This window comes from Micromonospora sp. NPDC048868, from assembly GCF_043198195.1.
Lineage (GTDB): Bacteria > Actinomycetota > Actinomycetes > Mycobacteriales > Micromonosporaceae > Micromonospora > Micromonospora reichwaldensis.
Genome location: NZ_JBICUN010000006.1, coordinates 252,641 through 267,824 on the forward strand (window position 1 = coordinate 252,641; position 15,184 = coordinate 267,824).

General features: G+C 67.7%; 6 protein-coding genes. 4 read left to right on the forward strand and 2 right to left on the reverse strand.

Annotation, left to right across the window (positions count from 1 at the left end):
- Positions 1 to 94: 94 nt before the first annotated feature.
- Positions 95 to 421, forward strand: coding sequence for a hypothetical protein (locus tag ACGFNF_RS12460; protein ID WP_393167596.1), 327 nt, complete (start codon positions 95 to 97; stop codon positions 419 to 421).
- Positions 422 to 471: 50 nt separating this feature from the next.
- On the opposite strand, the gene ACGFNF_RS12465 is transcribed toward ACGFNF_RS12460, so the two are convergent.
- Positions 472 to 924 carry a macro domain-containing protein gene (locus tag ACGFNF_RS12465; RefSeq protein ID WP_393167598.1) on the reverse strand — a complete coding sequence of 151 codons (453 nt, stop codon included), beginning with the start codon at positions 922 to 924 and terminating at the stop codon, positions 472 to 474.
- A gap of 441 nt (positions 925 to 1,365) precedes the next feature.
- On the opposite strand from ACGFNF_RS12465, the gene ACGFNF_RS12470 reads away from it, so the two are divergent.
- Complete coding sequence (locus ACGFNF_RS12470; protein WP_393167600.1) at positions 1,366 to 6,909, forward strand: AAA domain-containing protein; 5,544 nt, start codon at positions 1,366 to 1,368, stop codon at positions 6,907 to 6,909.
- 40 nt (positions 6,910 to 6,949) lie between these two features.
- Positions 6,950 to 8,788, forward strand: coding sequence for a DUF262 domain-containing protein (locus ACGFNF_RS12475; RefSeq protein WP_393167602.1), 1,839 nt, complete (start codon positions 6,950 to 6,952; stop codon positions 8,786 to 8,788).
- 51 nt (positions 8,789 to 8,839) lie between these two features.
- Here the strand turns inward: ACGFNF_RS12475 and ACGFNF_RS12480 are convergent, their stop codons facing one another.
- Positions 8,840 to 11,914 (reverse strand): DUF3427 domain-containing protein, encoded by a 3,075-nt coding sequence (locus ACGFNF_RS12480; protein WP_393167604.1) that lies wholly within the window; start codon positions 11,912 to 11,914, stop codon positions 8,840 to 8,842.
- An 883-nt stretch (positions 11,915 to 12,797) separates the two neighbouring features.
- Here ACGFNF_RS12480 and ACGFNF_RS12485 point away from each other — a divergent pair.
- A complete protein-coding gene (locus ACGFNF_RS12485) occupies positions 12,798 to 14,777 on the forward strand; it encodes a hypothetical protein (RefSeq protein WP_393167606.1) in 1,980 nt (659 codons plus the stop codon).
- Positions 14,778 to 15,184 lie beyond the last annotated feature (407 nt).

Below are 15,184 nucleotides of genomic sequence, written 5' to 3' on the forward strand. Positions count from 1 at the left end.
CTCGTTGCGCGCATTGACCGGCCCTTGACAATGGCTGCCACATTAGCGCCAACAGCAATTCTCCGGTCAACGAGCTGTCGCAGAAACGAGCCCCATGTTCTTCCGCTTTCTTCACCGCAAATGGGTCAAGGTCACCGGTCACGTGCTCGACTCGCGGCTCCACAGCGTCCGAAACTCGGACGCGAAGTGGGCCTACATTGTCCAGTTCGCGGGGCCGAACGGACAGAAAACCAAGCTCGAGGTCCTGGAGGACTCCCGCACCCTCGGGGTCGCAGTCAGCGCCACGGTACCGCTGCTGGTGAGCCCCGACGGGAAAAGGGCAGTCTTCGACAGGAGCGATCCGCAGATCAACGCGGTGGAGGTCGTCAAGAACCGCAAGAAGGCCGATGAGGAGCGCTTCCGCGGACAGCTTGAAAACTGAGTTTCCACTGTGGCTGTGCCAGCCGGGCGTCACGGGTGCTCTCTGACGGGTCATCCGGGCTCGTACAGAAACGTCTGCACGCCCGTCAGTTCGGCGAGGGCTGCCTCGATCAGGGGGCGGACGTCGGCCCAGTCGAGGCCGCCGTTGCCGCAGCCGAGAGCCGGCACCGCCACCGAGGCGATGCGGTTGTCGCGCAGGACGCGTACCAGATCGGGTAGCCCGGATTCGATGTCTGTGAGGCGGGACGGCGAGCGCCAGTGGCCCTTGGTCGGGAAGTTGACGACGTAGCGGTGCCGGCCCGGCGTGCCCGAGTCGTACACGAACATCCGCCCGAGACGGACGGTGCCGGCGGCGCAGGCCGCGCGGTACGCGGTGAAGTTCGCGGGATGGGCCCTCTTGAAGGCCAGGGCGAGCCCCTTGCCCATCACCCCGACGGTGTTGACCGGGTTGACGAGCGCCTCGACGTCCGCGTCGAGCAGGTCGCCGTGCCGAATGCTGATCACGGCAACATGGCTACCAGAGGGTTGTGACAGCGGAACTCCGCTCGGTGCTGCTGTCGCGTCCCTGACAGAGTCGCTGCGCCACCGTGCTCCAGCCCGTCGGGATGGCCGTCGCGCGGAGTCTCAGCCTCGGACCCCCTGTCCCTACTGAGCAGGGCGAATACGGCATCACCGGCAAGTAGTTGCGCGTGCGCAATATCGACATCGTAGGTAATTGACGGCGGGAACAGGTGAGCCGAGGCCGGCCGATCGGTGGAACCTCGGGGGTCCCGCTGGTAGGACTCTTGTGGGTAGGGTCCGGGGACCGCCAGTGGGGAGGTGGGAGCCGTGCGTCAGCGCGGAGGTGACCGACTGCTCGTACGACGAGCCCGCCTACCGATCTCCTGACGACAGGTCGATCCGTCCCGTCCTGGCCGGTCCACCCAGCAGAACCAAAGGTGCCACATGCTTTCCCGCTCCACGTCCTCGACGGAATCGCCCGCACTCATCCGGGACCGGGCCACCTCCCTGGTCGAGTACCTGATGGCCGTGCGGGCGCAGCTGGAGAAGCCGGCCCGGACGGTGCCCACCGCCGACGCCTTCTGGCAGCACGACTTCCCCGCGCACGCCGCCTGCGAGGTGGGCGTCTCGACCGACGGCGCCAGCTGGCTGCGCGTCGGCCTGCCCGCCGCCACGAGACCGATCAGGACGCCCGCGGAGTTCGCGCCGTACCTGACCGGTGCGCTGTCGTACGCCGTGGAACCCCGGCTCGTCGGCGACGAGGAGACGATCGAGAGGCTCCAGGAGCGGTTCGCGCAGTGGCGGGAGCGGGAGTGGCGCCCCTGGGCCGACCAGACCCGGCGTACGGAGGCGACGCGGCAACTGCACCGCAGCCTGTTCGACCTGAAGCACCGCGTCGACATGGACGCCGCCACCCACGAACTCGTGTGGGGGCACGGCGTCATCCGCACCGACGTCGCCGGGCACCGGGTGCAGTACCCGCTGGTGGTGACCCCGGTCGCCATCGAGTTCGACGCCGACCGGTCGATGGTCACGGTGGCGCCGCAGGGCGCGCCCCGGCTCCAGACCGATCCACTGACCGGCCTCGACGAGCGCTACCTCAGCCAACTGCTCGCGCTGGCCGGCTCCGGCGGTCAGCTCGACCTCGACGTCTGGCACGACCTCGACCGCGTCGAGTTCTTCGAGCGGGCGCTGCGCCGGCTCGGGCACGACCCCGTCGTCCGGGACAGCGGCGCGGCGGCCCCGACCGGCCCGCACGTGCACGACACCGGCGTGCTCTTCGTCCGGCCCCGGCAGCGGATGCTGCGCCGCTTCCTGGAGGAACTGCGCGCCCGGCTGCTCGCCGGCGACACCGCGAGCATCGGCTCGCTGGCCGCCATCCTGGCGCACGAGCCGAGCCGGCTGGAGATGCCGCAGGACCAGCCGGCGCGGTGGGCGCCGCTGGGGGAGCGGCTGCTCATGCCGTTGCCGACCAACGAGGCACAGGAGTCCATCGCGCGCCGGCTCGCGCAGCACCGCAACGTCGCCGTGCAGGGCCCGCCCGGCACCGGCAAGACCCACACCATCCGCAACCTGATCTGCCACCTCATGGCGCACGGCAAGCGGGTGCTCGTCGTGGCGCAGAAGGAGGACCCGTTGCGGGTCCTGCGCGACGGACTGCCGAAGGAGATCCAGTCGCTGTGCCTGGCGGTGCTGGGCCGCTCCACCGACCAGCTCGTGCAGCTCCAACTGGCCGCCCGCGAACTCTCCGACCGTGGGGCGACCCTCGACAAGCGGGGCGAGCAGCAGCGCGTCGACCGGCTGCGACGCCAACTGGAGGAGGCCGAGCGGGACCTCGGCCAGGCCCTCGGCGGCCTGCGCACCATGGCCGAGAACGAGTCCGCGCACTACGAGATCGACGGCATCCGGCTGTCGCCGAGCGACGTCGGCAACTGGCTGCGCGAGCGGGCCGACCGCTACGGGGACATTCCCGACGCCCTGGCGCCGGACGTGGCCGCGCCGCTGGGCGTGGAGGAGTTCACCGAGCTGCTCGACATCGCCCGGCGTACCGTCCGGCAGGACCGCACCCAGGCGCTGCGGCACCTGCCCACGGCCGCCGAACTGCCCGCGGAGGCCGCCGTCCTCGCCGGGCGGCGCGAACTCGCCGCCGCCCGCGAGGAACTCGACCGGCTCGCCGCCGCCGGGGTCGTCCTGCCGGAGGTACGCGCGTTCGGCCGGCCGGCGCTCGACGACCTCGTCGGGCAGCTGCGTCAGGCGCTGACCCTGCTCGCCGGCCGCGAGGGCGCGTGGACCGACCGGTTGGCCACCCTGCTCCAGGCCGACCCGAACTGGCAGACCATGTGGCAGGACCACGTCGCGGCCTGCCAGCGCGCGCTCACCGAGCTGACCGCGGCGACCCGGACCCTCGCCGGCCACCAGGTGAGCGTGCCCGAGGCGCAGCTCGCCGAGCCGCGCCGCCTCCTCGCCCAGCTCGGTGAGCTGCGGCAGCGGTTCGCGACCGGCAAGGGCGTCAACCGGCTCTTCCAGAGCACCCTCGCCCGGCTCGCCGCCGAATGCCGCATCGACAGCGAGCCCCTGCGCACCACCGAGGACGTCGACATCGTCGTCGCGTACGTCACCCGGCTGCGGCTGCGGCAGGAGCTGAACACCCGGTGGGCCGAGTGGCGGCAGCTGCTCAACCTCCCCGCCGACCTCGGCGACCAGCCCGACCTGTGGGTGGGTCGGCTGCTCACCGACGCCGCCACCGCGCTCGACTGGGACCGCCGCCGCTGGCCCACCCTGCACGCCACCGTCCGCCGCCTGGTCCCCCGGGCCGAGCAGGCGGTCGACGTACGCCGGCTGACCGCCCTCGCCGACCTGGTCGCCCGGTGCGCGACCGTGTTCGACCACGACCGGCTCGTCGCCGACGAGCGGGCCCTCGGCACGGTGCTCCAGGAGGGCATGTCGCGCACGGACGCCAGCGAGCTGTGGCGGCTGCTCGACCAGAGCCGCCAGCGCGCCGACCTCGAAGGGTGGGACGGCATCCTCGCGGAGGTGCGCCGGCTCGCCGCCCTGCGCCCCGACGCGCAACGCTTCGCGCAGTTCACCGAGCGGCTGCGGCCGGCGGCGCCCGGCTGGACCGCCCAGCTCGAGGACGGCACCGCCGTCGCGATCGGCGGCACCGGGGCCGACTGCCCGCACCGCTGGCAGTGGCGCCGCGCGCAGACCTGGTTCGACACCGTCGTCGGCAGCGTCGACCCCGTCGCGCTGGGCCGCCGGATCGAGCAGACGCGGGAGCGGATCCGCCGGCTGACCCAGGAACTCGTCGTCGCCTCGTCCTGGCTGGAGGTGTCCAAGGCGCTCGACGACCGGCGCCGGGCCGCCCTCGCCGACTGGACCACGGCCCTGCGCAAGATCGGCAAGGGTACGGGCAAGAACGCCGCCCAGTGGCAGGCGCACGCCCAGCGGGCCATGAACTCCGCCGTCGACGCCGTGCCCGTCTGGGTCATGTCCGTCGACCGGGCCATCGAGCAGTTCGCCGGCGGCGCCCACTTCGACGTCGTGATCGTCGACGAGGCGTCGCAGGCGGACATGTTCTCCCTGCCGATCCTCAGCCTCGCCGAACGGGCCGTCGTCGTCGGCGACGACCAGCAGATCGGCCCGCAGCTGTCGTTCGTCGGCACGGTCACCGGCCTGATCAACTCGCACCTGGTCGACGTGCCCTCCGCCGAGCACTTCGACCCGGAGAGCAGCCTCTACGACCACGCCGTACGCCGCTCACCCGAGCGGATCCTGCTCACCGAGCACTTCCGCTCCGTACCGGCGATCATCGGCTTCTCCAGCCAGACGTACTACGGCGGCGAGATCGAGCCGCTGCGCACCGACCGGCCCGCCGGCATCGGCGACCCCGTAATCGCCGTACACGTGCCCGAGGGCATCCGCCAGGACCTTCCCACCTACGGCAACGTCAACGTCGCCGAGGCCGAGGCCCTCGTCGATCGGGTCGCCGCCATCGTCGCCGACCCCGCGTACGAGGGACGCACCATCGGGGTGGTGAGCCTGCTCAGCACCAGCGGGCAGGCCATCTACCTGCTCACCCGCCTGCGCGAGGTGGTGGGCGAGGAGGAGATGGAACGGCGTCGGCTGCGCGTCGGCGACCCGTACACCTTCCAGGGCGACGAACGCGACATCGTCCTCGTCTCCACGGTCGTCTCCCCGCACAACGGCATGGTCTCCGCCTTCACCAAGCGCGACCACCACCGGCGGGTCAACGTCGCCGCCTCCCGCGCCCGCGACCAGCTCTGGGTCTTCCACTCCGTGCAGCCCGCCGACCTGCGCGAGGACGACGCCCGGGGGCTGCTGCTCACCTACTGCCAGAACGTCACCGCCGCCGACGAGGCGTACGACGACCTGGAGAAGCGCTGCGACAGCGACTTCGAACGCGCGGTGCTGCGTCGCGTCCTGACCCGGGGATACCGGCCGCTGCCGCAGTTCCGCATCGGCGGGTACCGGATCGACTTCGTCCTACCCGCACCCGACGGGCGGCGGCTCGCCATCGAGTGCGACGGCGACGCCTACCACGGGCCGGACCAGTGGGAGAGCGACATGCGCCGGCAGGCGGTGCTGGAGCGGGTCGGCAACTGCGTCTTCGTACGCATTCGGGGGAGCGTGTTCAGCCGGGACCCGGAGGCGGCGCTGGAGCCGCTGTGGGAGCGGATCGCCGAGCTGGGCATCGAGGTCTCGTCCCCGACGGCCGCGCCGGTCATCGACGTCGAGGTCGTCGAGGCTGCGCTGGTCAGCACGGAGGCAGCCCGCGCGACGTCTCCCGTTGCGCCGGCCCCGGTGCCCGCCGAGCCGGTCGATGACGTGGTGCCGCCGGTGGAGACGACCGGCAGCGATGGTTCCGCCGGCGCCGAGCCGCCGTCGGTGGTGACTGAGCCCGTCGAGGTCGAGCCCGTTCGTCCGGCGCCTGCTGCCCGCGCCGGATCGGAGGGCAGCGGCGACAAGGAGCCGCGCGGGGTGGCGGTACCCCCGGTGCGGCCCACGCCCGGCGCGGCCCCGCCACCGGCAGAGGAGCCGGCGGGGACCCCGGATGACGGCATGGTGCCCGTGCCCGCCGGCTACCGGAACGTGGCCTGGCTGCGGCCGTACGAGGCGGTGGCCGCCCTGGACAGCTACCAGCACTGCCGCGACGTGCCGGTGCGGCACGAGGGCAAGGTGCTGGGATGGGCCCGCTACTACGACAGTGCCTCCGCCGAGGCGCGCAAGTACCGGGCCAACGTCCGCGTCGAGCGGGCACACCCGAACGGTGCGCGGCTGGTCTGCTGGGTGCGCCCGCACGAGGCGAAGGCAGTGATCGCCGCGGCATCGATGAAGCGCGACATGCCGGTGGAGGACAGTCGCGGCCGGCACGCGGGCCTCGTCCAGTACTTCCCGGCCGCCAGCCCCGCCGCCGTGCGCTTCCGCAGCGTCACCCGGCTCCTGCGGCTGTCGGGCGGCGAGAGCCGCGACGCCCGCCCGGCCACGCCGCCGGTCCGGCCCGCGCCCGAGCCGCGGGGTCCGGGCGAGCCGCGGCCCGCACCGGCGGGCGAGGGGACACCCGCCCGCCGGGAGCTGGAGGAAACGCTGCACCAGGCGATGGCGCGGGCGTACGACCAGGAGGCCGAGCCGGCCGACGAGCCCGTCGAGGCCTCGGCCGACCGCCGGGCGCTCGAAGCTGCGTTCCACGAGGCGATGGTGCGTACGTACGAGCGGGCGCGGGACGAGGCGAACTACCACGCCAGCCTGCTGCTGCGGATGGTGACCGAGAAGGGCGGCCTCGCCACCGCCCGCCAGCTCCTGCACCATCCGCTGGTCTCCGACGGGTTCACGGCGCTGTGGGAGCGGGGGCGGGTGGACCTGACGGCCGAGGCGGTGGTGATCCGGCCGCGCTTCCGTCCGCTGTTCACCGACGAGGAGTTGGCCACCGCCAGCAACCGGGTGGTGGACGCCTCGGCACACGCGTCCTGAACCACCTGCCACACCCACCGACCACCGAGGAAGATCCCCTATGAGAGCGGATACCGTCCAGCTCGTCCACGTCTTCGGCACCGATCGCCGGCATGTCATTCCGGTCTTTCAACGCCCATACGTCTGGGAGCAAGAGCGCAACTGGGAACCACTCTGGTCGGACGTCCGGGTGGCGGCAGAGGAGGTAGAGGCCGAGGTCAACGGGACCAGCGCCTTTATGGGGCAGTCGCCCCGGACGCACTTCCTCGGAGCGATAGTGCTGGAGCGGTTGCCCCCTGCGCCGGGCCGGATCCTCGCGATGAACGTGATCGACGGGCAGCAGCGCCTTACCACCCTTCAAGTGCTGTTGGCCTCCTGCTGGGCGGCCACGAAGGAACACGCTGCCCAGAATGCTGAAGCGCTGCTCAGGATGTTCCTCCATAACACCCCGCAGTTGGTGCATCCGAGCCACCCCTACGAGCGGTACAAGGTGTGGCCGTCGTTGCCGGACCGGGTCGCTTTCAAGAGGGTCTTCGAGGCAGAGCTGCCGCCGGAGCAGGCCAGCGAGCATCGTCTGCTTTTGGCGCGCCGCTACTTCGACAGCGAGGTGAATGCCTGGCTCGCCAAATCGCCGAAACCGGCCGAACGGGCGGACGCCCTGGTCATCGCACTGCGGGAGCGGCTCGGTCTGGTGGAGATCCAGCTGGAGCCTCACGACGATGCTCAGGTCATCTTCGAGACGCTTAATGATCGTGGCACTCGACTCCGCGCTTCCGACCTGGTGAAGAACACCCTGTTCCGTTTGGCGGAGCAGCAGGGGCAGGATGTCACCGCACTGCATGAGGAGCACTGGGTTCCGTTCGAGTCGACATGGTGGGGCGAGGAGGTCACCACCGGCCGGTTCAAGCGTGCTCGGATCGACCTGTTGCTGTCGTACTGGTTGTCCATCCAGACTGGCTATGAAGTGCCCGTCGAGCGGCTGTTTGCGGACTTCCGGCGGTGGCAGGCCAACACTCAGGCGTCGGCGGCGGAGGTGCTCGCCGACCTGGCCCACCACGGACGGGCGATGCACCGCCTTGAAAGCCTGCCCGGCACCGAACCCACTGGGCGGTTGCTTCAGGTCCTTGACATGCTCAAGACCACTACGCCGGTGCCGATCCTGTTGCACCTGCAGGCCAGGGAGGGCGTCAGCGCGAAGCAGCGGGCTATCGCCGCCGACGCCATCGAGTCCCTGATCGTGCGCCGGTTCGTGTGCGGGCTCACCACCAAGGACTACAACCGTCTGTTCCTCTCCGTCTTGCAGAACATCCGCAAGTCGGAGGACGCGGCGATCGGCGATCTGCTCCGCGATCAGCTGGCAGCGCAAACAGCCGACTCCCGCCACTGGCCCGACGACGGCGACTTCGTGGATGGCTTGTTGCAGAACAACCTCTATCGCACCTTGAGCGGCCCACGGCTGCGCGTGCTACTCGCCGGCTTGGAGGCATACCTACGGGGGGACAAGGCCGAACAGACCTTCATTCCTGCCCAGGCCGCAAAACTCAGCGTCGAGCACCTGCTGCCCCAGGGATGGGAGCAGCACTACCCTCTTGCCGCCGACCTGCCGGAAGAGGAGGCCAAGAACCACCGTAGTGCCGCCCTCCACAAGTTGGGCAATTTGACCCTCACCACCACGAAGTTGAACTCGTCGGTGAGCAACGGGCCTTGGCACGCCAAGCGGACTGCACTGAACAAGAACGCCGTGCTGCTGCTGACGGCCGCCACCGTTCTGCAACCGCACGAGGCGATCCCGGTGGAGGCGGCCCGGACGTGGTCCGACGGATGGACGGAGGAACACATCCAACTGCGGACGCTCCTACTGGCCAGCCTCGCAGTGAAGGCCTGGCCGCGATCGAAGTGACGTGACACGTCCACCGCTCGGGCAAACCAGTGGCTCGGCGCGAGCCGAGCCTCATGCGGCGATCGCCCGGGCGGTGGCGTACACGTCGGCGGGGAGGGCGTGCACCAGTCGCCAGATGATGCGCATGGGCCGGTCGCCGGTGTGCTCCCGGTAGGTCATCGGGCCGGCGTAGAGGTATGCCGGCGCGCCCAGGTCCCGGTCCGCGACCCGGGTCTCGCGTACGAAGAGGTGCACTGTCGAGCCGCGCGAAGCGTGGTGGATGTAGCGCTGGCCGGTCGCCGAGGCCGACGACGTGGTGCTCTGCGACTCCCACTGGAACAGGCTGTCGGTGATGGCCCGGTCGGCGTACATGGTGGTGGGGGAGTAGTGCGCCTCCGACTTGACCAGGGTGACGAAGAAGAGATCCGCTTGGGCGTCAGGCAGCCACTTCACCCCCTCCCGCAGCGATCCCGGGTTCGGCATCCCGAAGGCCGCGCACGCCTCGTTGCGGCTGTAGCGGGCGTGCACCCGCAGCGGCACCTTCGCCGACGGCGGGCTCGGCGTGACGCGGTGGATGTGTTCGCGTAGCACCTCGGCCACCTGCCGCAGCTCGGCGCAGCGGGCCGGCTCCGCCCAGAGTCGCGCCAGCCGCTCGTTCCGGGAGGCCAGCGGCGCGTTCGGCCCCCAGAGGTCGAAGTGCAGCATGTCCCAGAGCCGCCCGGTGCCCGGCCGCTGGCCCGCTGCCACCCGGGTCAGCAGGTCAAGGCGGTCCGGGTCGTCGAGGTGCAGCATCCGTCCGATGGCCCGGCCCAACTCCCGGTCGTCCGGTCCCGGCGTCGACGACTCCAGCCCGGCGAGCCGCCGCAGCCCCGTCCACCCGCCGATGGTCGCCGACCGGTACACGTCCTCGATCTCCACGCCGGTCTCCCGCAGGAACCCGGCGAGGCTGACGTCCCCGAGGTGTCGCAGCTCCGCCAGCAGGCCGTTCTTCGACGTCGGCATGACGTTGCGCAGGTTCGCGAGCACCTTGTCGCGGGCAACCGGATCCAGCTGGATGTGGCATCCGCTGGGCAGCGACGGGAAGCCCTGCTCGACCGCCTCTTTGATCTCTCTGCGGCTGACCCCGGTCAGGGCGCGCCAGCGCAGGTCGAAGCGGAAGTTGGCGTGCTGCCCGCCGATGAAGTCGAGCACCGTCAGGCAGGGCTTGTCGTCGTCCAGGCGCAGCCCCCGGCCGAGCTGCTGGAGGAAGATCGTGGCGCTCTCGGTGGGCCGCAGCATCAGGATCGTGTCGACCATCGGCAGGTCGACGCCCTCGTTGAACAGGTCCACGGTGAAGAGCACCCGCAGCTTGCCGGCCTTGAACTCCCGCAGCAGATCATGCTGGGCGAGTCGATCCACGTGAGAGGTCACCGCCGCCGACGGCACGCCGTGCCGGGTGAACCACTCCGCCATGAACCGGGCGTGGGCGATGCTCACGCAGAACCCGAGCGCCCGCATCCGGTCCACATCGACCGTGTCGCGCACCGCCTTCAACACCAGCCGCGCCCGCGCGTCGTTGCCGGTGTAGAGGCCGTCAAGCTCGCCGAGGTCGTACCCCTGGCCGCGCTTCCAGCGCAGGCGCGACAGGTCCACGTCGTCGTGCAGCCCGAAATACTGGAACGGCGCGAGCAACTGCCGCTCCAGCGCCTCCCACAGGTGCAGCTCCACCGCTACGCGGCCGTCGAACCACCGCCGCACATCGCGGCCGTCGGCCCGGTCGGGGGTCGCCGTCAGCCCCAGCAGTACGCGCGGCCGAAGCCGCTCCAACAGCCGGGCGTACGTCGGTGCCTCCGCATGATGGAACTCGTCGACGATCACCATGTCGTACGCCTCGGGGTCGATCTCCCGTCGGTGCAGCGACTGGATGGAGGCGAAGACGTGCCGCCACCTGGTCGGGGTTTTGCCCCCGACCAGGGTTTCGCCGAAGCTGCCGTCAAGCATCACCTGCCGGAACGTCGCCAGGCTCTGGGTGAGGATCTGCTCCTGGTGGGCGACGAAGAGCAGCGAGTCGACCTGGCCGTTGCGGTGCAGGCGCCGGAAGTCCAGCGCGGCGACGACCGTCTTGCCGGTGCCGGTCGCCATCACCACCAGGTTCCGGTGCCGGCCGTGCACCTGCCGCTCGGCGTCCAGGTCGGCGAGGATCTCCGCCTGGTACGGGTACGGCCGCACGTCCAGATTGGCGATCTGCGTGGGCGAGTCCTCGCGCCGCTCCCCGCTGAGGGCGTTGCGCAGCCGCTCGGCGTCCCTGCTGGCGTCGTAGCTCTCGAACGCCGGGTCGTTCCAGTAGTCCTCGAAGGTGGCGGTGAACGTGTCGATGACGTGCGGCTGCTCGACGTTGGAGACGCGCACGTTCCACTCCACGCCGTCGATCAGCGCGGTCTTCGACAGGTTGGATGAGCCGACGTACGCGGTGGTCATGCCATTGCCCCGGCGGAACAGCCACGCCTTGGCGTGCAGCCGGGTGGTCCTGGTCTCGTAGGACACCTTGATCTCGGCGCCCAACTCGGCAAGCCGGTCGAGGGCCCGCTGATCGGTCGCGCCGAGGTAGGTCGTGGTGATGACGCGCACCTTGCCGCCCCGGGCGATCAGCTCGCGAATGGCGGGCTCGACGATGCGCAGGCCGTACCACTTGATGAACGCGCAGAGCAGGTCGACCTGCTCCGCCGACGCCATCTCGTGGGTGACCTCGTGGCCGATGCGGGGCTGGTGGCGGCCGTTGACCAGGAGTGCGCCGGTGGAGAGCGGGGTGGTGGGGCGCTGAGGGAATGCTGGTTGCGCGGGTGGGGTGGGTGGGGCGGCGATGGCGTGCAGGAGATGCCTGGCGTCGGTCACCTGGTCCTGTGCCGTGGATGCCTGCGGGCTCTCGGCGGCTATGGCGTCCGCGATGCGGTTGGCGAGTTCGATCTGGCGGCGGAGCTTGTCGTCGCCGCTGGGGACGGCGTGCAGGGCTCGGCGGGCCAGGGTCGCGATGTGACGGGCTAGGGCGACGGGGGCGTCGGCGGGGTCGAGCTTGTGGTGCTGGACGAGGGCGGGGTCGACGTGCTGGAGGCGGTCGGCCAGGTTACGGGTGATGAGGTGCTCATAGATGCCCCGCTCAAGATCCGTCACCCGGCCAAGGTAGCGGCCGCCGTAGAGCCCTCGATACCCCTGCCACGTTGTCTCGCACCGCTGTCGGGTCTATGACAGTTGCGCTTTTGCGAGTCTGCGGACTGCCGAGGCAACGTCGTCGAACATAGCTCAAACGATCGGTTCAGCGTCTCGGTTCTGTGCCTTGACCTGCGACGGGCCGAACTATCCGCGGATAGCCGTCTGAAGCGAACCCGGATCTGTAGGTCGTTGACGGTGCAGATGGGCCGGCTGTGGTGCCTCGAGCAGGCAAAGATCTGGGGTCCCGCTGGTCGGACTCCTGCCGGTAATGTCGCCGACACGCCTTGTGGGGAGGTGAGAGGCGATGCTTCCTGGGCTGGAACTGCCGTTCGCAGCAATAAAGGCCACGTTCATCGGCTCGGGGTTGGCGGACCTGCGTGGCGACGCCCACCGGCCCGTGGTTGTCGACCCACGGGCGCCTATGCGGACGTCGCATCGACGCCACGAACTTGGCAGCGTGCAGCAGGGAGCGGTCACGATCTTCCAGCACGGCCAGACGGGAAGCCGACCGTTCCGCCTAGGTTGCCTTCGTCCAGAGGCGTCTGGCGAGGCCAAGGCAGGGGCTGCCGTCAGCACCCCCGACCTGGTTGCAGGCCGCATCTATGGCGTGGCGGTCGTCCTTCACCGAGAGATATCCGGCTTTCACCTGATTCCAACGCGGCTATGCACCTTGACAACGCGTTACCGGCCTGTATGCGGCGTAAGGGCTAGAGCAGGAGTACCCGCGCTGCTTTCGTCCAACCATCAAGGTGTCTGCTCTAGTGCGAAGGCCGGGATCCCACTAGATACCCCGGGATCACCCTCAGACCTGACGTTAATTTCCTTTCGTAAAGGTGGAGCAGCAGTGATTAGCTTCCCAATCTTCCGGCAACTAACAGTCAACGGCTACAGTCTGTATCCTGGCAGCAAGGATAACCCGGGTTTAAACGCAAGTTTCGAGCCTGGACTTACGCTGATTGTGGGCGCTAACGGTTTGGGTAAGACGACCCTAGTTCATCTGCTTTATCGAATGCTCACGGGCCCTTTCGATATCGGCGGCTTGCCTGCTGGCGAGCTGGGGAACATGCAGTTTGACGTTACGGGGCTAAAGGCAAATCGGCTAAGGATTTTTGCGGCACGGGTTCATGACGAAGCGACTAATGCAACCGCTCGCCTCGCGTATGAAATTGGTGGAGTTGCCTTCGAGGTTGTGCGCGATTTGAGGCGATTGCGGCTGATCTCTCTGCGCGTGTCGGGTGAAAGCGTTTTTCCCGACGAAGACAACTATCAAGCTGCGATTCTTGACGCCGCTGGGATATCTTCCTTTTCGGACTTTATTTTGACGCTTCGATACCTTACCTTCTACTTTGACGATCGCCGGTCTCTTGTATGGGACCCGACGGCTCAGCGTCAGATCCTCCGTTTGCTTTTCCTCCCGCGGGAGGAGTCACGGATTTGGGTGGACCTCGAGCGTAGTGTGCTTAGCCAGGACAGCTATGTGAGGAACTTGAGATCGCAACTGAACAAGGAAGAGCAGAGGCTCGTTGAAAGCGAGGAAGCGTCGAGCCGCCCCACTGACATCCGGATTGCCCTCCACTCCGCTCGCGCCGATCAACAGAAAGACGAGCAGGTGCTCGCTAATGTGCAGTCAAGCCTAGAAAGCCTTGATGCTGAGCGTCGATCGGCCCAGCTGAGTGCCTTGCGAGCTGCAGAACATCGGGAGTCGGCATACCGATCGCTCGAACAGCTGCGGCTAAGGCAGCTTCAAGCCTCGTTTCCGTCTGATAGCGAAAGCGCCGCATATATCTTAAGCTACTTGATTACCTCAGGTGAGTGCTTAGTCTGTGGATCGGATGCGGAGGCAGTCGGGACACTTCTGAGAAATAAAATCGACAGCCATATATGCATTATCTGTGATTCGCCGCGCTCTAAAGCGCAGCAGCACATCCCTATCCAAGACACAGACATGGAACGGCTGGCGGCTAGGCTCCACGCTGCGGAGGAAGCAGTTTCGGCGGCGAATGTTCGACGTGATGAAGCCGAGGCGGGCTTCAATGGTGCAGTTAGGCGAATTGCAGAGCTTCAGGATGCTATCGCCACAAGGGAATCGCAGATATCATTCCTGGTTGGGCAACTCCCGCCCGAAGAGCGGGAGGTGCGAGCGCAGAGAAGTGCTTTGGAGACGATGCAGGCCAGGCTCGAGGTGGAAAAAGCGGAGCTAAAGCGACGCCAAGGCGCCTATCGAGCTCACCTGGATTCTGTAAAGTATCGTATCGCGGTTAGAAAAGACGAGATCAAGAAGAGCTTCGACTCCTTCGCATCTGATTTCTTGATTGAGACGTGCGCGTTGACTTGGACTAGCAGGAAGACTCATGTCGGCCAAGATGGCGGGTCCATTGATAGTCCGACATTCAATGTTGATATGACTGGAAATGACTTTGACTCCCCAGTAAGAAGAGAAGGCGCCGAGCAAGTATCAGAGAGCCAGAGAGAGTTCATCGATCTGGCATTCCGCATGGCGTTGATGGAGGTTGCGGCATCCGATGGAAGAGGGTCTCTGGTGGTTGATGCTCCAGAGTCCTCTCTCGATGCGGTGTTCGCCCCTCGAGCAGCGAGCGTTTTAATGAAGTTTGGCGAGCCGAGCCGAGGGAACAATCTTGTCATTACATCCAACCTGGTTGACGGCTCGCTTATCCCTGCTTTACTTGACAAGTCTCAAATAGCGGATCCAAGTGACAACCGGGTGGTGAATCTATTTGAGGTGGCCTCTCCTACGGCGGCCATTAGACACCTTAGGGGAGAGTACGATCAAGCTCTGGCTCGTGCGTTTGCGAAGGCGCAATGATGACGGCCTCGACTGGATTCGGTAATTTGCGCTCGAGTTTGCGTATTATCTCCATCCTCGAAGCATGTCGCGAGGCCGGCTTCGCTGCTACGCCCTTGGGCGCACTCCATACAATCGCATACTTTTCCGATGCCTTAGCTCCAGTATGGAATATCCCGGTTATCGAGAGTCAGGTTTTGAAGGGAAGGAACGTTCCGACGAACCCTGACCTACAACGAGACGTGGACCATCTAGTTGGTCGAGCTGTTGTCCTAGCGTCCTCGATTCGCCACGTTCGGATTAATGACAAGTGGGCGCTTGACGCGAACTATGGCTTGAACCCAACCTTTGCGCCCCGAATTGTAGCTGCCATGGCTCGAGACGGAGTAGCGAGAAGGGAACTCAAATTCGTGAGCGAGGTAGTGCTC